The organism is Nocardia sp. CDC160 (assembly GCF_035818795.1).
GTDB lineage: Bacteria > Actinomycetota > Actinomycetes > Mycobacteriales > Mycobacteriaceae > Nocardia.
The window spans coordinates 959,773-980,549 of sequence record NZ_JAYKYT010000001.1; the positions used below are offsets into that span (position 1 = coordinate 959,773).

Genomic DNA, 20,777 nt, shown 5'->3' on the forward strand with positions numbered 1-20,777 from the left:
GAGGGGTGCGATTCGAATCATCCAGCAAGAAACAGGCTTTCGAGGTTTCTCGGCCCGAACGAACAGCCACTCGAAGCGGAGACGACTCGCGGGCGCGGGCGCGAGGAGCAATGCGAACGCGAGGCAGGCCAGCACCGGCGCGATCGCTCGGGGGTCGAGGTTCATCAGCGGCTCTCCGTCGATGCCGGACCCGAATCATCCTCCACCACAGCGTCTTCCAGGAGCTCATGCCGAGAACATGGGTTACGCAGGCTCAAACGCAGACCGGTGAATCTCGATCCGGCCACACCGAACGGGCTGCAACACAGTGGCTTACCGCCGCCGGGGCTCGGCTGTGACGGTTCCGAATCGGCCGATTCATTCGTGGGGATCATCTGCGGTCCTTTCGTCGAGGAGATTGCGAAGAGCCGGGGCGGCCGGGGCCGGGCAGCCGTCGGCGGTCCAGGCGGGTGTGATGCGCACGCGACCGTCGACAGGGGTGACCATGCCGATCTCCCTGAGCGTGCGGCGGCCGTCGGTATGGCGATGGACATGGAGGATGACCTGGATGGCGGCCGCCAGTTGGCTGTGCAGCGCCGCGGCGGGCATACCGCCCAGGGCCGCAAGGGCTTCCAGCCGAGCCGGGACCTCGCCGGGCGAGTTGGCGTGCACGGTGCCCGCGCCACCGTCGTGGCCGGTGTTCAAGGCAGTCAAGAGATCGACGACCTCGGCACCCCGGACCTCGCCCACGACAATGCGATCCGGGCGCATGCGCAGGGCCTGGCGGACCAGATCACGCACCGTCACCTGGCCCGCGCCCTCGATATTGGCGGGTCGCGCGACGAGCCGGACCACATGGGGATGCGGCGGCGCGAGCTCGGCGGCGTCCTCGACGCAGACGATGCGCTCGGTCGGGGCGACCTTCGCCAGCAGCCCGGACAGCAGGGTGGTCTTGCCCGACCCGGTGCCGCCGATGACCAAAAACGCGAGGCGGGCTCGAACAATGCGCTCCAGCAAGGCCTTCGCGTCCGGAGGTACCGTGCCCGCCGCGGCGAGGGCATCCAGTCCCAGGGTGGCGGGCCGCAGCACCCGCAGCGACAGGCAGGTCCCGCCGTGTGCGATCGGGGACAGCACCGCGTGCAGCCGCACACCGAACGAATCCCCCAGCGCCGCTTCCGATCCCGCCAGCCGACCGTCCACCCACGGCTGTGCGTCATCGAGGCGGCGGCCCGCCGCCAGCGCCAATCGCTGCGCCAACCGCCGCACCGAGGCCTCGTCCGGAAACCGCACCGAGGTGCGCCGCAGGCCGTGGCCGCGGTCCACCCACACCGAATCCGGCCCGGTGACCAGCACATCGGCCACCTCGGGATCGTGCAGCAGCGATTCGAGCACACCCGCACCGGTCATCTCGGTCTGCAGCAATCGCAAGGCGCGCAGGAGATCCGTATCGGCCAGCACCCCGCCCGCCTCGGCCCGGATGGCCGCCGCCACCCGCGCCGGATCGGGATCGGCGGTGCCCTCCGCCAGCCGCTCCCGCACCCGCTCGAGCAGCTCCGCCGTCACGAGTTCACTCATCGCGCACCTGCACACGGGCTGTTCGGTGCACCGCCGCGTGGTGTGAGCGCGCGATACGCCACCAGGCGGCCTCCGGGCGGACCGGATTGCGGCGTGGCTCCGAGTAGTCCGCGAACAGCGCCGTCAGGGCGGTTTCCGCGGCGGTGCGCAACGGCCCCCGGCGGCGAACGGTGAGTCCACCCCGTTCCAGACGCTCGGCGAGTCCGGGTTGGGAGGGAACCGTGGCCAGCAGCGGAATCCCCAGGGCCGCGGCAATATCGGTCGCGGCGAGCCCACCCGGCGACGGCCCTCGGACGATCACCCGCACATTCGGATTGCGCGCACCGAGATAGGCCGCCGCCGACTCGGCCGCCGCGACCGACCGCAGGCGCGCCTGGGTCACCAGCACCACCAGGTCAGCGCTGTCGAGAGCCTGATCGGTGTACGGCCCATGGTCACTGGAGAGATCGGCGACCACCAGATCACCCGCGGCACGCCCGCCTTCGATCACGGCCCGCACCGCCGCTGGCGAGAGCGAGGCAGCAGTGATGTCGGGATCTCGGGCGGGGTCGGCGGTATCGCGCTCGATCAGGCCGACGACCTCGGCCCCTGAATCCTCTTCCGTTCCGGGTGAATCGATTTCGAGGGCGCGGCCGACGGTCACGCCGGAATCGTGTGCGGGAGTGCCCCTTCCACAGGACAGCACCGCCAACCCCGAGACAACCGGCAGCGCGGCATGCAATGTCGATGCCGACACGCGGCCGCGTTCGATGGTGAGATCGGGCCACCGCAGCCCCGGAGCCTTCTCGAGCCCGAGCAGTAGATCGAGCCCGCCGCCGTACGGGGCGCAATCCACCAACAGCGTGCGATCCCGGAAACGGCCTGCGGCCGTGAGGGCTACGGCCGCGGCGAGCACCGACGCGCCCGATCCGGCCCCGGCACCCGCGACCGCCAGCACCGCGCCGTCACCCGGGCGGCGACCGTCGTGGGCGGCGAAGGCGGCGATGAGAGCGTCGGCGGCGGTCGGGAGGGCCAGCACCGCCTCGGCCCCGGCGGCGGTGGCGGCCTGCCAGTCGAGCAAACCCGGTTCGCCGTCGGTCACCAGGAGGATTCCGGCGCGGCGGGGGTGCTCGGCGGATGTGCAGCTAAGCGCGGCGGCGGTGTCGAGGATGATCACCGAGGCCGCGCCCCAGGCATGGCGGCCGGGCGGCGGCACCCGCTCGTCGAGCGGACGGTCGGCCGCGGCGGCAATGCGGCGAATCTCATCGCGCAAGCGGGGATCGGCGACCAGCGACAGGGCCGGTGGGGTGGCGGCTTCGGAGTTCATGCTGGTCAGCGTCGCCCGATTCGGAAGTCGGCGACAGGGCCCGCACGGCGAGTGTGGATAACACGCGGCCTGTGCAGAACTCGAGGCGAGGATGCGGAGCCGGACCTGTCCGGAAATAGAGGACGGCCCCAGCCGGGGGGGGGAGGAGGCTGGGGCCGTCGGGTTCAGCCCCGGGGGGTCGGGCTGAACGCGCCTGGACCATGTCCAGGTAATTGCGATACTACACCCAAGCCCCGGCAGGATTGCAAGTCCGCCCGGCGAGTCTTTTTCCCGCCCTGACGGCTCGGCTTCCGACTGGCTAACCCGGACAATTCCCACCGCCGAAGTGACCGCCGCCACCCGGGTCCGCCACGCGCATGAAAAAGGGCAGGTCCATCGCGCGGACCCGCGCGCCACGCCCAAGATGCCCACGACGCGCCGCCGAACCATATCCTGGACGCGTGACAGCCGAACGCGGACGAGTCGCCGCCTTCTTCGATCTCGACAAGACGGTGATCGCCAGGTCGAGTGCCTTCGTGTTCAGCAAGCCGTTCCTGGACCAGGGTCTTCTCAGCCGCCGCGCGGTGCTGGAGAGCAGTTACGCGCACTTCCTGTTCTTGTTATCGGGCGCGGACCACGACCAGATGGAGCGCATGCGCGAGCATCTCACCAAGATGTGCGCGGGCTGGGATGTCGACCAGGTGCGCGCGATCGTCGCCGAGACCCTGCACGACATCGTGGATCCGCTCATCTACGCCGAGGCCGCCGATCTCATTGCGGACCATCGCATTCGAGGCCACGACGTGATCATCGTGTCGGCCTCGGGCGAGGAGATGGTCGCGCCGATCGCCGCGGCCCTGGGCGCGGACCACTTCGCCGCCACCCGCATGGTCATCGAAAACGGTAAGTACGCGGGCGAAGTCGAGTTCTACTGCTACGGCAAGGGCAAGGTCGAGGCGATCGAAAAGCTTGCCGCGCAATACGATTACGATCTCTCGCGCTGCTACGCCTACTCCGACTCGATCACGGATCTGCCCATGCTCGAGGTGGTCGGCCACCCGACGGCGGTGAACCCCGACCGCGGCCTGCGCCGGGAGGCCAGCGCCCGCGGCTGGCCCGTGCTGACCTTCTCCAACCCGGTCTCACTGTGGGCCCGCATCCCGGCCCCGACCACCACCACGGTCGCCGCGACCGCCGCGGTCGGCCTCGGCGCGGTGGCCGCCGGTGCCCTCACCTACCGGCTGCTGCGCCGCCGACGCTGACACCCGATCAGTCGGAAACGCCCGGACGCAAAAACCATCGAACACGCCGGGTATTTCAATGTTTCCCCAGGTCTTGATGTGATGGCGGTCACGGGGTAACAATGGATGCACGGAAGGACGGAAGGCCAAGATCGGATCGGAAGAGAAGGTTCGACCTCCCATCCCACCCTTCCCAGCACGGACACCAGGCACCCACGCGGAGCACGCCGCGACAAGGGCACGAGTAGTTGTGGGCCTGCGTTATCCGGGATTTCGACGGCGAGGGCCTCGCATCCAAGCGGGGATGAACCACCGGATCCTGGAGAGCTCGCCGAGGCCGCTAGAACACAACCCGAGAAGCACGCTTGGTAACCGGGTAGTCCGTGCTACGCGGGCGGTGAAGTCGCATAACGCGACGGCGCCGCCCGCTTTGATGTGGCCGCCCGCTTTGATGTGTAGGAACAACTCTCGGACTCTCAGGGGCTTCGCCCCCGAACCCCCAAAAGACTTCGCGGGAGTTACCCCGTAGCCGAGTCGGCGATCGAACGGGCCTCTCGCGCACCGTCTTCCAGCGCGCCGCAGGTGAAGATCACCCAGCCGCCCACACCTTCTGCCGTGCCCATGCCGAAGGCGGCGGCGGCGTCCAGGTAGGCCTGGCGGCGGCGGAGCCAGAAGACTTCGGGGACGCCGAGGCTGTGGGGGTCCAGGCCGCTGGACACGGCGACCAGGCGGGAGGCGGCGCGGGCGACGATGCCGTCGGCGGTGCCGAAGGGGCGCAGGGAGAGCAGTTCGCCGTGGACGATGGCGGCGATGACGGGCGCGGGGGCCTTTGTGGTGGTGATGGTTTGGGCCAGCAGGTCCAGGCGTTCGGCGACGCCGGGGACATTGCGGGGGCGGCCGAGTTGTTGGTCGTCGTCGACCATGTCGGCGGCGGCGAGCAGGTGCAGGCGGGCCAGGGCCTGCAGGGGCGCGCGCTGCCAGACGCCGACGAGGTTGGTCAGCGCCTCGGCGTCGAGGGCCTGGCCGACGCGCAGCGAGCCCGCGAGGATCGGGTCCTCGACCCGGCCGTCGGCGGGCAGGTCGATGGTGCCGCCCTCGATGGCCGCGGAGGAGCGGGCCGCGCGCACGGCGGCCTCGGCGGCGGTGGTGGGCCAGCCGCGTCGGTTCGCCCGGTGGCGGTGCACCTCGGCGAGGGCGTCACGGGCCTTGTCGGCGGCGTCGCGCACGCCGGGCAGGTCGACGAGGGGCTGCAGCGGGTCGGTCACGAGGTACGAGGCTACTGCCGGGTGCCGTGGTGACCCACGACACCCGGTCGGTCAGCTCACCAGCAGGTCGCGGCCGGGAATGGCCTCGAGCAGGCGGCGCGTGTAGTCCGACTGCGGATTGTCGAAGACCTCGGTGGTGGAGGCCGCCTCGACCACCTTGCCCTGACACATGACCAGGACATCGTCCGCGATCTGGCGAACCACGGCCAGGTCGTGGGTGATGAACAGGTACGTGAGTCCCAGCTCGGCCTGAAGCTCGTTGAGCAGTTGGAGGATCTGGGCCTGCACCAGGACGTCCAGGGCCGAGACGGCCTCGTCGCAGACCACCACCTCCGGCGAGAGCGCCAGCGCGCGGGCCACGGCGACGCGCTGACGCTGGCCGCCGGAGAGCTCGTTCGGATAGCGCCGCATGACCGAGGCCGGGAGCGAGACCTTGTCGAGCAGGTCGCGCACGGTGGCCTCGCGTTCCTTCGGGGTGCCGATGCGGTGGGTGCGCAACGGCTCCTCGATGGTGCGGTAGATCGAGTACATCGGATCCAGGGAGCCGTAGGGGTCCTGGAAGACCGGCTGTACGCGGCGACGGAAGGCGAACGCGCCCTTGGCATCCAGCGTGGCGACCTCGCGTCCGTCGAAGGTGACACGGCCCGAGGTGGGTGGCAGCAGACCCAGGACCATTTGCGCCACGGTCGATTTGCCGGAGCCGGATTCACCGACGATGGCGGTGGTGGTGCCGCGCCGCAGGGTGAACGACACATCGTCCACGGCCCGCAGTTCGGTCGACTTCCACGGTGCGTTGCCGCGGATGCGGAACACCTTGGTGAGCCCCTCGACCACCATCACATCGTCGGGGGCACTGGCGAATTCGGCATCGGTCTCGGCCAGCTGCCCGGCCATGGCGACGGCCTGCTCGCGCACCTCGGCGCGCTTGTGCACCGAGGAGAGCCGCTGCGAGGCCAGCGACGGCGCGGAGTTCACCAGCTTCTTGGTGTACAGGTGCTGCGGTTCGCGCAGAATCCGCAGTGCCGGACCGGATTCCACCACCCGGCCCCGGTACATGACCACCAGATGCTCGGCTCGCTCGGCCGCGAGCCCCAGATCATGGGTGATGAGCAGGACCGCGGTGCCGAGTTCGGCGGTGAGCCCGTCGAGATGGTCGAGGATCTGCCGTTGCACGGTCACGTCCAACGCCGAGGTCGGCTCGTCGGCGATGAGCAGTTTGGGCCGACACGACAGACCCATGGCGATGAGCGCGCGCTGGCGCATACCGCCGGAGAACTCGTGCGGATACTGATTCACCCGGCGCTCCGAATCCGGCATGCCCGCCTCGGAGAGCAGTTCGATCGCGCGCTGCTTGGCCGCCTTGCCCTTGGCTATCCCATTGGCCTCCAAGGTTTCCCGGATCTGGAAGCCGATCTTCCAGACCGGATTCAGATTCGACATGGGGTCCTGCGGCACGAAGCCGATGCCCTTGCCGCGCACCTTGACGATGTCGTGCTTGGACGCCTTGGCCAGGTCCTTCCCATCGAAAGTGATGGAGCCGGAGGTGATCTGGCCGGTGCCCGGCAGCAGGTCGATGATGGCGTGCGCGGTCGTGGACTTGCCGGAGCCGGACTCGCCGACAATGGCGACGGTCTGGCCCGGGTACACCGTCAGATTCACGCCGCGTACCGCCGGGACCTGCTTGCCCTCGGAGGTGAAGCAGACGTTCAGGTCGCGGACGTCGAGCAGTGGTTCGGTCATGTCGTCACCTCTTTCGGGCCTTGGGGTCCAACGCGTCTCGCACCGCGTCGCCGAGCATGATGAAGCTGAGCACCGTCAGCGCCAGCGCCGTGGCGGGATAGAACAGGATTCCCGAGGTGCGAATCTCCTTCTGGTCCGCGGCGATATCCGAACCCCAGGACACGATCTGCCGGGACAGCCCGACGCCCAGGTAGGACAGCGTCGCCTCGGTGACGATGAAGACGCCCAGCGAAATGGTGCTGACCACGATCAGCGGCCCGGTCGAGTTGGGCAGCACATGCCGGATCAGGGTCCGGAATCTGGAGACCCCCAAGGCCTTTGCCGCCGTGACGTATTCGCTGTTGCGCGCCTGGATCACCGCCCCGCGCGCGATGCGGGCCGCCTGCGGCCAGCTGAACGAGGCCAGGGTGATCATGACGGTCCACACCGTGCGGGTGTGCAACAGCTGCATGAGCACGATGGCGGCCAGGGTCAGCGGCAGCGCGTAGAAGATCTCCGCGATGCGGGACACCACCGCGTCGAGCAGTCCGCCGTAGTACCCGGCGAACGCGCCGAGCGTGCCGCCGATCAGCACGAACAGCAGGGTCGCGCCGAGCCCCGTCTCGACCGAGGCCCGCGCCCCGTAGACGGTCCGGGTGTAGATGTCGCAGCCCTGTTTGTCGAAGCCGAACGGGTGCCCGGACGACGGCGGATGCATGCTGAAATCGCCACTGCAGTACCGCGGATCCTGGCCGCTGAACAGCGACGGCCAGATGGCGACGAGCAGGATGAACAGGATCAGCAGCGCCGCCACCAGGAAGATCGGATTGCGACGCAGCTGATGCCAGGCCTCGCGCCACACGCTGGTCGGCGCGGCGGCCTCGTCGACCCGGTCGGTGGCCAGCACCTCGACCTCGTCCGGCGGGGCCACGAAATGCTCTTGCCCGGGACGGTTCTCGTTGGTTGTCTCGGCCCGGATTTCGGTCTGCGGCTCAGGCATAGCGGATCCTCGGATCGAGTGCGGCGTAGAGCAGATCGACGATCAGGTTGGTCAGCAGCAGGATCACGATGAGCACGGTCACGAAGGCCACCACGGTGGGCGGCTCGCCGCGGGTGATGGCCTGGTACAGGGTGCCGCCCACGCCGGGAATGTTGAAGATGCCCTCGGTGACGACCGCACCGCCCATGAGGAAGCCCAGATCGGTGCCGACGAAGGTGATCACCGGAATCAGCGAGTTGCGCAGAATGTGCACCACGATGACCCGCCGTCGGCTCAGGCCCTTGGCGGTCGCGGTGCGCACGTAGTCGGCACTCATGTTCTCCGCCACCGCGTTTCGGGTCAGCCGCAGCACGTAGGCGAACGACAGCGAGCCGAGCACGAACGCGGGCACCAGCAGATCGGTGAAACTCGCCTTGCCGCCGACCGTCACCGGCGCGACACCCCATTTGATGCCGAGCAGGTACTGGGCCAGGAAGCCCACCACGAAGATCGGCACGGCGATGATGATCAGGCTCACCACCAGCATGGTGGAGTCGAACAGTTTGCCCTTGCGCAGTCCCGCGACCAGTCCGAAGGCGACACCGAAGAAGAACTCGATGCACACGGCCATGATGGCCAGCCGGAAGGTGATCGGGAAGGCGCGGGCCAGCTCCTGGCGCACCGGACGTCCGGAGAACGAGGTGCCGAAGTCCAGGGTGACAATGCCTTTCAGGTATTCGAGGTACTGGATGTAGAAGGGTTGATCGAGGTGGTAGCGCGCCTTGAGCGTCGCCTCGATCGCCGGTGTCATCTGCCGGTCACCGGCCAGCGCCTGAATCGGATCGCCCGGAATCAGGAACACCATCGCGTAGATGAGCAGCGTCGCTCCGATGAAGACGGGAATCATCTGGAGCAACCGCCGCACGACATACCAAGCCATGTTTCGGCTCCTATATGAGAGCGGGGGCCGCGCCGGTGCGGCGGGCCCCCGTGTGGCGGTTTACTTCTCGATGTTCTCGAAGTCGAACAGACCCGACCAGGAGACCTCGGCCTTCTTCACCTTGTCCGAGCGCCCGGCCGCGACGTTGTAGTCGAAGATCGGGATGTCGGCCATGTCCTTGAACAGCAACTGCTGCGCCTGGGCGAGGATGTCGTAGGCGGCCTCGGGGGTGGCGGCGCCCTGGGCCTGGTTCAGCAGCTTGTCGAACTCCGGGTTGGAGTACTGCGTGTTGTTGGTCCCGGAACCGGTGAGGTACAGCGAGGTCAGGAACTCGAACATGGAGGGGTAATCACCCTGCCAGCCGTAGCGGAACGCCTTGCCGACGGTCTTGTTGGTGATCTCGTCGCGAATGTTCTTGAACGTCGGGTACGGCACGCCGACCGCCTCGATGCCCAGGGTGTTCTTGACGCTGTTGGCCACCGCCTCGATCCACGCCTGGTGACCGCCGTCGGCGTTGTAGGCGATCTGGTAGGTGCCCGACCACGGCGAGATCGCATTGGCCTGCGCCCACAGCGCTTTCGCCTGATCCGGGTTGAACTTCAGCACCTCCGAGCCGGGCAGGTCCTTGCGGAAGCCGGGCAGGGTGAACGCGGTGAAGTCCTGGCAGGGCACGCGGGTGCCGTGGAAGATGTTCTGCGCGATCTGTTCCCGGTTGATGGCCATGGAGATGGCCTTGCGCCGCAGCACGCCCTCCTCGCCCGCGAAGTGCGGCACCGTCGGCTGGATGCCGATGTGCTGGCTGTAGGCGATGGGCTTGTGGATGGCCCGGTCGCCCAGGTCCTTCTCGTAGGTGGCCAGCGCCGTGTCCGGGATGATGTCGAGGGCATCGAGATTGCCCTGCAACAGATCCGCGTAGGCGGTGTCGTAGGACTGGTACATCACGAACCGCAGCCCGTGGTTCTTGGCGGGGCGGCCGCCGTGGTAGTCCGGATTCGGCACCACCTCGATCTTGACGTTGTGTTCCCAGGTCGAGAACTTGTAGGGACCGTTGCCGATCGGGTGCTCACCGGCGGCCTTGGGATCCTTGAAGAAGGCCTCCGGCATCGGATAGAACGGCGCGAAGCCGAGTTTCAGCTCGAAGTCGATCGAGGGGTTGGTCAGGTCGACGGTGAAGGTGTGGTCGTCGACCACCTTCAGACCCGACATCGTCTGCGCCTTGGGCGGATTCGCCTGGACGTCGTCGTAGCCGACGATGCCCTCGAAGGCCCAGTTCTGCAGCTGGCCATTGGTGGAGAGCGCGCCGTAGTTCCAGGCGTCCACGAAGGACTTCGCCGTCACCGGGGTGCCGTCGGTGAACTTCCAGTCCTTGAGGGTGATCTTGTAGTGCTGCCGATCGGTCGACTCGATCGACTGCGCCACCTCATTGTGGGCGGTGCCGTTGACGTCGTAGTACTTCAGGCCCGCCCAGAGCCGGTCGGTCACGCGACCGCCCATGTTCTCGTTGACGTCCGTGGGTACCAGGGGCCGTTGCGGTTCACCGCCGTTGACCGTCACGAAGCCGGAATCGTCGCCGCCTCCGGAGGAACAACCTGTCACCGCCAGGCCGGTCGCCAAAATCGCCGCAGCGGCCAGCGCGGTAATCGTCTTCATTCTCAACGCTTTTCTCCCGTGTCCAGGAAGGGTGCGAAGGCGGACCGGACAACCACGCGGGATCACCGGTGGTTATAACAATCCACCTTGGGTGAATCGGACAGTAAACGTCCCGGCCGGTGTTGTCAGCGGATCGAAACATGAATGTTCAGCTTGTTAGCAATTCGGCAACATGGGTCATACGGAGAGAGGACCCCGAGTGGCACAGTGCACAGCTGTCCGAACCTCGCGTTCATGATTCGCTCATACCCGTTCTGACAGGTTCGTCACGACCGCCCACCGATCGAGACGGCGAAACACGACGCAGGTCACAGTCGGTTAGGGTCGAACGTGGCCGCCGTCACCCCAGCCGCGGCCCGCAAGCGAGAGAAGAAGAGACGAGATGACCACGGAATCCTCTGCCGACCACCTGGACGCGTACCCGCCCAGCGCGGAGTTCGCGGCAGCCGCCAATGGCGATGCCTCTCTTTATGCTCGAGCCCAAGGCGACCGGGAAGGCTTCTGGGCCGAACAGGCCAAGCGTCTGCACTGGCATCAGCCCTTCACCCAGGTGCTGGATTGGGAGGACGCCCCGTTCGCCAAGTGGTTCGCCGACGGCAAGCTCAACGTCGCCTACAACTGCGTGGACCGGCACGTGCTCGACGGGCACGGCGACCAGGTCGCCATCCACTGGGAGGGCGAGCCCGGCGATTCGCGCGCCATCACCTATGCCGAACTGCTGGCCGAGGTGTCGCGGGCGGCCAACTACCTGACCGCGCTGGGCCTGGTGGCCGGTGACCGCGTCGCCATCTACATGCCCATGGTCCCCGAGGCCATCGTGGCCATGCTCGCCAGTGCCCGTCTGGGCCTGACCCATTCGGTGGTCTTCGCGGGCTTCTCCCCCAGCGCCCTGCGCCAGCGCGTGGACGACGCCGCGGCCAAGCTGGTCATCACCACCGACGGGCAGTGGCGGCGCGGCAAGCCCGCCCCGCTCAAGACCGCGGTGGACGAGGCCCTCGCGGAAGGCGATTCGACCGTCGAGCACGTGCTCGTGGTGCGCCGCACCGGCATCGACACCCCGATGACCGAGGGCCGCGACCTGTGGTGGGACGAGACCGTCTCGCTGGCCTCCCCCGAGCACGAGGCGCAGGCCTTCGACGCCGAGCACCCGCTGTTCATCCTCTACACCTCCGGCACCACCGGAAAGCCCAAGGGCATCCTGCACACCACCGGCGGCTACCTGACCCAGGCCGCCTACACCCACCACTACGTCTTCGACCACAAGCCCGGTCAGGACGTGTACTGGTGCACCGCCGACATCGGCTGGGTGACCGGGCACAGCTACATCGTGTACGGCCCGCTGGCCAACCGCGCCACCGAGGTCGTCTACGAGGGCACCCCCAACTTCCCCGATGAGCACCGGCACTGGCAGATCATCGAAAAGTACGGTGTCAGCATCTATTACACCGCTCCGACGCTGGTCCGCACGTTCATGAAGTGGGGTCGCGAGATTCCCGAGGCGCACGACCTGTCGAGCCTGCGACTGCTGGGTTCGGTCGGCGAACCGATCAACCCGGAGGCCTGGCGCTGGTACCGGGAGGTGGTGGGCGGCAACAGGACTCCGATCGTGGACACCTGGTGGCAGACCGAGACCGGCGCGATCATGATCTCGCCGCTGCCGGGCGTCACCGCCGCCAAGCCGGGCGCGGCCATGACCCCGCTGCCGGGCATTTCGGCGAAAGTCGTTGACGAGGAGGGCAATCCGGTCGAGCTGGGCGAGACCGAGGCCAACGGGTACCTGGTGCTGGATCAGCCGTGGCCGTCCATGCTGCGCGGCATCTGGGGCGACAACGAGCGCTACAAGGACACCTATTGGGCGCGCTACGCCGAGCAGGGCTGGTACTTCGCCGGTGACGGCGCGAAGCTCGACAAGGACGGGGACCTGTGGGTGCTCGGCCGCGTCGACGACGTCATGAACGTCTCGGGCCACCGCATCTCGACCGCCGAGGTCGAGTCCGCGCTGGTGGGTCACTCGCACGTGGCCGAGGCCGCGGTCGTCGGCGCGTCCGACGAGACCACCGGTCAGGGCATCGTGGCGTTCGTCATCCTCACCGCCGAGGGCAAGGACACCGGCGCGGATCTGGTCGCCGAGCTCAAGGCCGAGGTCTCCCGCGAGATCTCCCCCATCGCCCGCCCGCGCGAGATCCACGTCGTGCCGGAGCTGCCCAAGACGCGCTCGGGCAAGATCATGCGTCGCCTGCTGCGCGATGTGGCCGAGGGGCGCGAACTGGGCGACACCTCAACCCTGGTGGACCCCAACGTCTTCGAGGCGATTCGGGCCGGTAAGGCGTAAACGCGCACGCCAAGCACGAGGCCCCGCGACCAGTGGTCGCGGGGCCTCTTCGCGTGTGCGGTGAAAAGTTTCCGCGGGCAAACCGTTAGAATTGCGCAAAAGGTGTGCCGGGAAGTCTGGTCGGCATGCGGTTGTGCCGAGGTCCCTGGAGTGGTGTCGCACGCCGCTTTCTAGTCGACCCTTACGACCGAAAGGCTGCACCGTGATCACTCAGGTCCGTTCGGAGCTGGCGCGCTACCTGAGGACCGAAACCTTCGGTGGCGCACTCCTTCTCATCGCGGCCGCGGGCGCGCTCATCTGGGTCAACTCGCCCTGGGGGGCGAGCTACACCACCATGGTCGACACCAAGCTGGCGATTCCCGCACTGCACCTGGATCTCACGCTGGCCGACTGGACCAAGGACGGCCTGCTCGCCATCTTCTTCTTCGTGGCCGGGCTCGAGCTCAAACGCGAGCTGGTGGTCGGTGAACTCGCCGACCGCAAACGCGCCACCCTGCCCATCGTCGCCGCGGTCGGCGGCGTGCTCATGCCCGCGCTCATCGCCATGGCCGTGGGTCACGGCATCGAGGGCATGGACCGCGGCTGGGCCATTCCCGTGGCCACCGATATCGCCTTCGCGCTGGCGGTGCTGGCCATGACCGGCTCGCGGATCCCGGCCAGCGCCCGGGTGTTCCTGCTCAGCCTGGCGGTCGTCGACGATCTGATCGCCATCATTCTCATCGCGGTGCTGTTCACCACCACGCTGAAGATGCTGTGGCTGGTGATCGCGCTGCTGTGCTTCGCGGGCTGGGCGCTGGGCCAGAAGTTCCGGCTCGGCAGCCCCCTGATCTATGTGCCGCTGGGCCTGCTGTCCTGGTATGCCCTGCACGAGGCCGGTATTCACGCGACCCTCGCGGGTGTGGCGTGCGGGTTACTGACCCGGGTGCGCCCGGACGACGACGAGGACGAGCACTGCGTGCCCGCGGCCAAGCTCGAGCACTTCTTCCAGCCCATCTCCGCGGCCCTCTGCGTGCCGCTGTTCGCGCTGTTCGCCTCGGGCGTCCCGCTGGATTCGAAGGTGCTCTCGCAGATGTTCACCAACCGGCTGGCGCTGGCCATCATCGTGGGCCTGCTGGTCGGCAAGACCGTGGGAATCTTCGGATTCAGCTGGCTCGCGGTGCGATTGGGTATAGCGGAGAGACCGGCCGATCTCGGTTATCGGGACATGTTCGCCCTGTCGGTACTGGGGGCGATCGGCTTCACCGTTAGCCTCTTGGTGGCAGAACTGGCACTGGAAGGCGTCGGCGACGGGTCGGCGGCAGAACTCGCAAAAGCGGCGGTGTTGCTCACGTCTTTGGCGGCTTCCCTGGCCGGTTCGGCGCTACTGTTGCGTCGTGGGCGTGCTCATCAGGCACGACGGGACGCGCGAGCGCTGCAAAGTCAAGAGTGACACCGGACAGTACTACCGGGACATGGAGAAGGGTCGAGCAATTGAGCTTCACACAGGGCGGTAACGGCTACGACGGGAACCGCACCCGCACCGTCACCTCGATTCCGCTGTCCGATGTCGACGCCCATCAGTCGGCCACCTTCGGCACCTTGGTCCGCGACGCGACCGAGCAGATGTCGACCCTGGTGCGCGCCGAGGTGGAGCTCGCCAAGGCCGAGGTGACCGGTGAGATCAAGAAGGGCCTGCAGGGCAGCGTCTACTTCATCCTGGCGCTGACCATCCTGCTGTTCAGCTCCTTCTTCTTTTTCTTCTTCCTGGCAGAGCTGCTCGACATCTGGCTGTACCGCTGGGCCGCGTTCCTGGTGGTGTTCCTGCTCATGATCGCCGCCGTGGCGGCGTTCGCGCTGCTGGGCTATCTCAAGGTGCGCAAGCTGCGCGCCCCGGAGAAGACCATCGAGTCGCTCAAGGAGGCGAAGAGCGTGCTGCCCAGCGGTTTCGGCCACGGTGACGAGCAGACGACCGACGCCACAGTCGAACTCGGCAAGCCTCGGACGTAGACCTTCGATTACGCTCCATCGGCGTGTCGTCGAATACGCATCCCGATCCGTCCACCGTCCGCTATGACGGACCGTGGACCCATCGGGATGTGCACGCCAATGGCATTCGCTTCCACGTGGTCGAGGCCGTGCCCGCGGGGACCACGGTCTACGCCGACCCCGACACGCCGCTGGTGGTGCTGCTGCACGGCTTCGGCGACTTCTGGTGGACGTGGCGGCATCAGCTGACCGGGCTGGCGGCGCGCGGCTACCGCGCGGTGGCGGTGGACCTGCGCGGCTACGGCGACTCCGACAAACCGCCGCGCGGCTACGACGGCTGGACCCTCGCCGGTGATGTGGCCGGTCTGATTCGCGCGCTCGGGCACACCGAGGCCACCCTGGTCGGCCATGCCGAGGGCGGGCTGGTGTGCTGGGCGACCGCGGTGCTGCATCCGCGCGTGGTGCGGTCCATCGCCCTGATCAGCTCCCCGCATCCGGTCGCCCTGAAGCGGGCGGTGCTGCGCGATCGGCGACAGCGCTCGGCCTGGCTGCCGAGTTTCCTGAACTGCCAGCTGCCGCGCCTGCCCGAGCATCGGCTCACCCGCGACGACGGCATCGCCATCGAGCTCATGTTGCGCGCGCGGGTCGGCGAACGGTGGTCGGCCACGCAGGAATTCACCGACACCGCGCGCCGCATGCGCACGGCCATTCGGATCCCCGGCGCGGCGCACTGTGCCCTGGAATACCAGCGCTGGGCCTTCCGTAGCCAATGGCGGCCCGACGGTAGGCGTTTCATGGCGGCCATGAGCGAGCCGGTGCGGGTGCCGACGCTGGCCATGTACGGCGACCAGGACCGGTACATCCTGGCGAACACCGTGCGCCGCGGCCAGCAGCTCGCACCGGAGCGGCGGGTGGTGGCTATTCCGGACGCGGGTCACTATGCGCATCAGGAGAATCCGGAGCCGGTGACCGCGGAGATCGCCAAGCTGCTGGGCTGAGACATCGGCCGCTGGGCTGAGACCATCGGCCGCTGAGCTGAGCCCGTCGGCCCAGCCCAGCCCGAAGTCAGCTCAGGACACAGCTACCCGTGCCGACCGCCGCCGATTGGCTTGCCGCCGAGTTCAATTCCGGCCGCACCTCGTCCAGGGTCAGCACGTAGCCGGTGTCGTCGTCGGTGACGGCCGCGCCGAACACCACGCCGAGCAGTCGACCGTCGGTGTCCACCAGCGGTCCACCGGAATTACCGGCCCGCACCTGCCCGCGAATCGTGTAGACCTCGCGCTTGACGTCGGCATCGCGGTAGATGTTGGGACCCTTGAGGTTCAGCGTCTCGCGCACGCGGGCCGCGCTGGCGGTGTAGCGCCCGCCGCCCGGATAGCCGAGCACGATGGAACTCTCACCCGAGGTGGCGTCGGCCGGGGCGAGATCCAGTGGCGTGGCGTTCAAGCCCGGCACCGCCAGGATCGCCACGTCCTTGGACGAGTCGAACAGCACCACCGTGGCGGGCAGCGGCCCGCGCGCGGTATCCACGCTGACGCTATTGGTGCCCGCCACCACGTGCGCGTTGGTCATGATGCGCTCGGGGGCCACCACGAAGCCCGAACCCTCCAGCTGGCGTTGGCAACTCGGCGCTATGCCGCGAATGCGCAGCACGCTGGATTGCAGCTGCTGGGCCACCGGCAGCTGCAACACGCTGCCATCGGGCGGATCCACCGCGGTGATCGGGACATGTCCGAACGGGCCGATGACGTCCGGCAGCCCGGAGGTGTTGAGCAGGTTGGAGAAGTCGGTCGGCACCCGCCGCAGCCAGTCCGGCGCGACGTGATCGACATTGCGCAGCACCTGCGAGTTGGTGACCGCGGCCGCGATACCCGGCTGCGAGGAGTTGGTCAGCGGCAGCGCCAGCAGCCACGCGGTGGCCAGCACGGCCACCGCCTGCAGGCCCGCGCCCACCACGGAGTCCACGCTGCGGGTGAACGGATCCCGCATGCCGCCGCGCGCGGCGCGCCCGAGCACCATGCCCGCGACCTCGCCGACGATCACCAGCGCCACGATGAGCAGCACGCCCACCAGCACCCGGGTCCGGCCCTCGTTGAGGTGCTTGAGAATGTGCGGCGCGATCAGAATGCCCGCCACCGCACCGAGAATCACGCCTAGGAAGGCCAGTGCCGAGGCGACCGCGCCCTGACGCCACCCGGAGGTGGCGGCCAGCAGCGCCAGAATGATGATCCCGAGGTCGAGCCAGCCAGAGGCGCTCATAATGTCATCCCTACCGCGGCCAGCGAGGCCTGCAGATCACGTACATCGTGATGGTCCCATTCGGTTTCCCACCCCGACACCGCCAGCAGCCCCGCGAGCACACCGGCGGTGAACCCCCACACCAGCATTCCGTCCACGGCGAACGCCGGACCCATATAGCCCAGCGGATGCCGCACCACGAAACGGTTGGCCGGATCGATGAGCTCGCTGATCGGCACCCGCGCCACGCGGGCGGCCTCCGTCTCGCTCACCACACCGACCTCGCCGGGGGTGCGCCAATAGGCGACCACCGGCGTCACATCGAACCGCGAGGGCGGCACGAAGATCTTGGGCAGCACCGCGATCGGCTCCACACCGGCCGGATCCAGGCCGGTCTCCTCCTGGGCCTCGCGCAGCGCGGTGCTGATCGGGCCGTCGTCCTGCGGCTCCACCCCGCCGCCCGGGAACGCCACCTGACCGCTGTGCTGGCGCAGGGTGGCGGCGCGCTGGGTGAGCAGCACATCGGCATCGGCCGGAAGTCCGCCCGGCGCGGTCGAATCCGCGTCCGGGGAGCCACCGAACAACACCAGCACCGCCGCATCCCTGGGCCGGGTCGCCGCGGCCGCGAAGCGCCGCATGGCACTTCGCCGCAGCACCGGATTCACCCCGGTCGGATCGGCCGGATCGTGTTCGGCCACACCGCGCAACCACTCCGGAATCCCGTTCGTCGACGCGTTCACTCTCATCACCGCACCCTCACCCCGACACTCGCGCTGTCCGTCACGCCTTCACTCCCAATTCAGCCGCGACGGTGGCGGAAATGTCCTCGACGCTGGTGAACGGTCGCACCACGACCTTGGCAACGGTGCCGTCCGCGCGCAACAGCACCGAGATCGGCAGCACCGCGGGCGCGTGAACGGCGGTGCGCACCTTGGCATTCGAATCCTCGACCCCGGGCAGGTGGACGCCGAGGTCGATCAGCCGGGACAGCGCCTTGGACGTACCCGGATCGCTGTGCACGGTCAGCACCGTGATCGCGTTCCCGGCCTGCTGCGAGAACCGTTGCAGCAGTGGCAGTTCCTCGGCGCACGGTCCGCACCAGTACGCCCACAGGTTCAGCAGGGCGGGTTTTCCGGCCAGTGCCGCAACCAGATCCACGGGCTTGCCGTCGGCGAGACAGGTCAGCGTGAGGCCGCGCAGCGGGCTGTCGCCGACGGGTGCGCCGGTCGGCTGCGGACAGGCGGCCAGGGCGGCCGCGGCCCGATCCGCCTCGGCGACAGCCGGTTCGATCGGAGCGGCCGTCGTCGAGCCGGTCGCGGCGTTTCCGTCCTCGTGCCGCGTGAACTGCGGCCACAGCGCGACCGCCGCGGCGACCGCGACGATGACCGCGGCCAGCACCCAGCGCCACCAGGTCCTACCCGTCGCCGCGTCGGCGCTCACAGCCCCACCAACCCGAGCAGATGCTCGGTCTCCGGGCCCTTGACGAGCTTGGCGGCCTCGGTCGGATCGGTCGGCCCCTCGCCGAAGGACGGGCAGTCGTTGGCCAGGAAGCAGGCGCCGCAGGCGGGTTTGCGGGCGTGGCAGACGCGACGGCCGTGGAAGATCACCCGATGCGAGAGCATGGTCCAGTCCCGGCGCTCGATCAGTTCGCCGACCGCGTGCTCGACCTTGACCGGATCCTCCTCGGCCGTCCACTTCCAGCGCCGCACCAGACGGCCGAAATGGGTGTCGACCGTGATCCCCGGCACATCGAAGGCATTGCCGAGGATGACATTCGCCGTCTTGCGTCCGATGCCGGGCAGCGTCACCAGTTGGTCGAGGGTGTTCGGCAATTCGCCGTCGAAGCGCTCCACCAGTTCCTGGCCCAGCCCGATGAGCGAATTGGCCTTGTTGCGGTAGAAGCCCGTCGGCCGGATGTACTCCTCGAGCTCGGCGCGATTGGCCTCCGCGTAATCGCGTGCGCCGCGGTACTTCGCGAACAGCGCCGGTGTGGTCATGTTGACCCGCACGTCGGTGCACTGCGCGGAAAGAATTGTGGCGACCGCCAATTCGAGGGGTGTGGTGAAATCCAGCTCACAGTGCGCGTCCGGAAACTCCAGGGTCATATCCCGATACATCCGCCGCGCCCGGCGGACCAGGCCGATTCGAGTCTCTTTGGCGCGCTTGTTCGCTTTGCCGGGCCGCGAAAACGCTGGCGCATCCGAGACATCGGCCGTCGCTTCGTCAGCAGCTGTCGACACGCCCGATTTATCCGGGTCTGCCCCGCTCACGGCCGCGTTGGATTCAGAGACACGCACGCGTCCACCTTACGGAACCACCCCTGTCCCACAACCGGGCTGAGTACCCGCCGTGTTCCATCTGAGACCTTCGGCGTGTTTACTGCTGCCTATGCAAGGACTCGCTGTGGTGCTGTTTCCGATAGCGCTGATGCTGTTCGCGTTGGTGATGGAACGGGTCGAGAATCGACTTCGCAAGCTTCTCGAACCCGACCCCGAAGTCCAGCAGTACCTCGATCGAGCCACGAATGCCGAGGTCAGTGATCTGACCAAGCTGGGTTTGCCCGCCGCGGCGGCGCGTCCACGGCGCGCCCGGCCCGCGGCCAAGGGAATGGACGTCGCACAGGCCAGCTGATCCATCGGGATCTCTGGTCGGGTGGTCCGGCAGCCTGGGGCTCCGGACCACTTTTTACGATCTTCATGACGCCGGTCTCACGGCGTGTCGTAGATTCGTAGGGAAGCGTGTCGCGAAACCGTCGTTGCGTGTCGCGTACTGGGGCCACGCGGGTCCGAGAATGAGCTCGGCGCGTGGTGTCTATCACTACCCGACGGTATTGCAAAGTAGACTGCACTGTCGGCCGAGTCGTTTCGGTCCAGGACAGAGCCATTTCCCATAAGGAGCACATTCGTGGACGAGGCCCTCGCCAGAGCAGGCATCTTCCAAGGCGTAGAGCCCACCGCGGTGGCGGCTCTCGCCAAACAGCTGCAGCCCGTTGACTTCCCGCGCGGCCACGTCATCTTCAACGAGGGTGAGCCCGGCGATCGGTTGTACATCATCACCTCCGGCAAGGTGAAGATCGGCCGCCGTTCGCCCGATGGTCGCGAGAACCTGCTGACGATCATGGGTCCGTCGGACATGTTCGGCGAGCTGTCGATCTTCGATCCGGGTCCGCGCACCTCGACGGCCACCACCGTCACCGAGGTCCGCGCGGTCACCATGGACCGGGACGCCCTCAAGGCGTGGATCGACCAGCGGCCGGAGATCGCCGAACAGCTGCTGCGGGTTCTCGCCCGCCGCCTGCGCCGCACCAACAACAACCTGGCCGACCTGATCTTCACCGACGTGCCGGGTCGTGTCGCCAAGGCGCTGCTGCAGCTGGCCCAGCGCTTCGGCACCCAGGAAGCGGGCGCGCTGCGCGTGACCCACGACCTGACCCAGGAAGAGATCGCCCAGCTGGTCGGCGCCTCCCGCGAAACCGTGAACAAGGCGCTGGCCGACTTCGCGCACCGCGGCTGGCTGCGACTCGAGGGCAAGAGCGTGCTGATCTCCGACTCGGAGAGACTGGCCCGCCGGGCCCGCTGAGCCGCCACAACTACAACGCATGGACCGGGC

At 68.0% G+C, this 20,777-nt stretch carries 18 protein-coding genes; 7 read left to right on the plus strand and 11 right to left on the minus strand.

The window, feature by feature from the left end:
* Positions 1–357: 357 nt before the first annotated feature.
* Positions 358–1,554, minus strand: coding sequence for a TadA family conjugal transfer-associated ATPase (locus VMT40_RS04275; protein ID WP_326356635.1), 1,197 nt, complete (start codon positions 1,552–1,554; stop codon positions 358–360).
* On the minus strand, positions 1,547–2,860 hold the full coding sequence (gene ssd / locus VMT40_RS04280; protein WP_326356636.1) for a septum site-determining protein Ssd: 1,314 nt from the start codon (positions 2,858–2,860) through the stop codon (positions 1,547–1,549). The genes VMT40_RS04275 and ssd overlap by 8 nt, the downstream gene beginning before the upstream one ends.
* A 356-nt stretch (positions 2,861–3,216) precedes the next feature.
* Between ssd and VMT40_RS04285 the strand changes: the two genes are divergently transcribed.
* Complete coding sequence (locus VMT40_RS04285; RefSeq protein ID WP_326356637.1) at positions 3,217–4,101, plus strand: HAD family hydrolase; 885 nt, start codon at positions 3,217–3,219, stop codon at positions 4,099–4,101.
* Between the two features lie 497 nt (positions 4,102–4,598).
* Here the strand turns inward: VMT40_RS04285 and VMT40_RS04290 are convergent, their stop codons facing one another.
* From VMT40_RS04290 to VMT40_RS04310, 5 genes are read right to left on the minus strand one after another with little or no spacing between them, the layout of a single operon-like run.
* Positions 4,599–5,345, minus strand: a complete 747-nt coding sequence (locus VMT40_RS04290) for an oxidoreductase (protein WP_326356638.1) — start codon at positions 5,343–5,345, stop codon at positions 4,599–4,601.
* 51 nt (positions 5,346–5,396) lie between these two features.
* Positions 5,397–7,085, minus strand: a complete 1,689-nt coding sequence (locus VMT40_RS04295) for an ABC transporter ATP-binding protein (protein WP_326356639.1) — start codon at positions 7,083–7,085, stop codon at positions 5,397–5,399.
* Positions 7,086–7,089: 4 nt separating this feature from the next.
* Positions 7,090–8,064: an ABC transporter permease gene (locus tag VMT40_RS04300; RefSeq protein WP_326356640.1), complete on the minus strand. Its 975-nt coding sequence runs from the start codon at positions 8,062–8,064 to the stop codon at positions 7,090–7,092.
* Positions 8,057–8,983: an ABC transporter permease gene (locus VMT40_RS04305; RefSeq protein WP_326356641.1), complete on the minus strand. Its 927-nt coding sequence runs from the start codon at positions 8,981–8,983 to the stop codon at positions 8,057–8,059. Before VMT40_RS04305 ends, VMT40_RS04300 begins: the two co-directional genes overlap by 8 nt.
* A 60-nt stretch (positions 8,984–9,043) precedes the next feature.
* Positions 9,044–10,633 carry a peptide ABC transporter substrate-binding protein gene (locus VMT40_RS04310; RefSeq protein WP_326356642.1) on the minus strand — a complete coding sequence of 530 codons (1,590 nt, stop codon included), beginning with the start codon at positions 10,631–10,633 and terminating at the stop codon, positions 9,044–9,046.
* A 382-nt stretch (positions 10,634–11,015) separates the two neighbouring features.
* Between VMT40_RS04310 and acs the strand changes: the two genes are divergently transcribed.
* From acs to VMT40_RS04330, 4 genes are all read left to right on the plus strand, one after another.
* Positions 11,016–12,965: an acetate--CoA ligase gene (acs, locus tag VMT40_RS04315; RefSeq protein WP_326356643.1), complete on the plus strand. Its 1,950-nt coding sequence runs from the start codon at positions 11,016–11,018 to the stop codon at positions 12,963–12,965.
* 205 nt (positions 12,966–13,170) lie between these two features.
* Entirely contained in the window at positions 13,171–14,394 is a 1,224-nt protein-coding gene (nhaA, locus tag VMT40_RS04320) for a Na+/H+ antiporter NhaA (protein WP_326357190.1), read from the plus strand.
* Between the two features lie 41 nt (positions 14,395–14,435).
* Positions 14,436–14,951 (plus strand): phage holin family protein, encoded by a 516-nt coding sequence (locus VMT40_RS04325; protein WP_326356644.1) that lies wholly within the window; start codon positions 14,436–14,438, stop codon positions 14,949–14,951.
* 23 nt (positions 14,952–14,974) lie between these two features.
* Complete coding sequence (locus VMT40_RS04330) at positions 14,975–15,928, plus strand: alpha/beta fold hydrolase (RefSeq protein ID WP_326356645.1); 954 nt, start codon at positions 14,975–14,977, stop codon at positions 15,926–15,928.
* Between the two features lie 67 nt (positions 15,929–15,995).
* On the opposite strand, the gene VMT40_RS04335 is transcribed toward VMT40_RS04330, so the two are convergent.
* Genes VMT40_RS04335 through nth form a run of 4 tightly spaced genes read right to left on the minus strand, consistent with a single transcriptional unit; the run spans position 15,996 to position 19,285 of the window.
* Entirely contained in the window at positions 15,996–17,189 is a 1,194-nt protein-coding gene (locus VMT40_RS04335) for a MarP family serine protease (RefSeq protein ID WP_326356646.1), read from the minus strand.
* Positions 17,186–17,914 carry an NUDIX hydrolase gene (locus VMT40_RS04340; protein WP_326356647.1) on the minus strand — a complete coding sequence of 243 codons (729 nt, stop codon included), beginning with the start codon at positions 17,912–17,914 and terminating at the stop codon, positions 17,186–17,188. The genes VMT40_RS04335 and VMT40_RS04340 overlap by 4 nt, the downstream gene beginning before the upstream one ends.
* 34 nt (positions 17,915–17,948) lie before the next feature.
* Complete coding sequence (locus tag VMT40_RS04345) at positions 17,949–18,608, minus strand: TlpA family protein disulfide reductase (protein WP_326356648.1); 660 nt, start codon at positions 18,606–18,608, stop codon at positions 17,949–17,951.
* Entirely contained in the window at positions 18,605–19,285 is a 681-nt protein-coding gene (nth, locus tag VMT40_RS04350; RefSeq protein ID WP_326357191.1) for an endonuclease III, read from the minus strand. Before nth ends, VMT40_RS04345 begins: the two co-directional genes overlap by 4 nt.
* Positions 19,286–19,556: 271 nt before the next feature.
* Between nth and VMT40_RS04355 the strand changes: the two genes are divergently transcribed.
* Both VMT40_RS04355 and VMT40_RS04360 read left to right on the plus strand, forming a co-directional pair.
* Positions 19,557–19,799 carry a hypothetical protein gene (locus VMT40_RS04355; protein ID WP_033089361.1) on the plus strand — a complete coding sequence of 81 codons (243 nt, stop codon included), beginning with the start codon at positions 19,557–19,559 and terminating at the stop codon, positions 19,797–19,799.
* 273 nt (positions 19,800–20,072) lie between these two features.
* A complete protein-coding gene (locus tag VMT40_RS04360; protein WP_019044571.1) occupies positions 20,073–20,747 on the plus strand; it encodes a Crp/Fnr family transcriptional regulator in 675 nt (224 codons plus the stop codon).
* Positions 20,748–20,777: the final 30 nt, after the last annotated feature.

Bases quoted from the DNA above. Each gene is read 5' to 3' on its own strand.
- VMT40_RS04275 (WP_326356635.1), bottom strand. From the start codon at position 1,554: ATGAGTGAACTCGTGACGGCGGAGCTGCTCGAGCGGGTGCGGGAGCGG.
- acs (WP_326356643.1), top strand. From the start codon at position 11,016: ATGACCACGGAATCCTCTGCCGACCACCTGGACGCGTACCCGCCCAGC.
- ssd (WP_326356636.1), bottom strand. From the start codon at position 2,860: ATGAACTCCGAAGCCGCCACCCCACCGGCCCTGTCGCTGGTCGCCGAT.
- VMT40_RS04340 (WP_326356647.1), bottom strand. From the start codon at position 17,914: ATGAGAGTGAACGCGTCGACGAACGGGATTCCGGAGTGGTTGCGCGGT.
- VMT40_RS04355 (WP_033089361.1), top strand. From the start codon at position 19,557: ATGCAAGGACTCGCTGTGGTGCTGTTTCCGATAGCGCTGATGCTGTTC.
- VMT40_RS04295 (WP_326356639.1), bottom strand. From the start codon at position 7,085: ATGACCGAACCACTGCTCGACGTCCGCGACCTGAACGTCTGCTTCACC.
- VMT40_RS04305 (WP_326356641.1), bottom strand. From the start codon at position 8,983: ATGGCTTGGTATGTCGTGCGGCGGTTGCTCCAGATGATTCCCGTCTTC.
- nth (WP_326357191.1), bottom strand. From the start codon at position 19,285: ATGTATCGGGATATGACCCTGGAGTTTCCGGACGCGCACTGTGAGCTG.
- VMT40_RS04300 (WP_326356640.1), bottom strand. From the start codon at position 8,064: ATGCCTGAGCCGCAGACCGAAATCCGGGCCGAGACAACCAACGAGAAC.
- VMT40_RS04335 (WP_326356646.1), bottom strand. From the start codon at position 17,189: ATGAGCGCCTCTGGCTGGCTCGACCTCGGGATCATCATTCTGGCGCTG.
- VMT40_RS04310 (WP_326356642.1), bottom strand. From the start codon at position 10,633: ATGAAGACGATTACCGCGCTGGCCGCTGCGGCGATTTTGGCGACCGGC.
- VMT40_RS04285 (WP_326356637.1), top strand. From the start codon at position 3,217: ATGAAAAAGGGCAGGTCCATCGCGCGGACCCGCGCGCCACGCCCAAGA.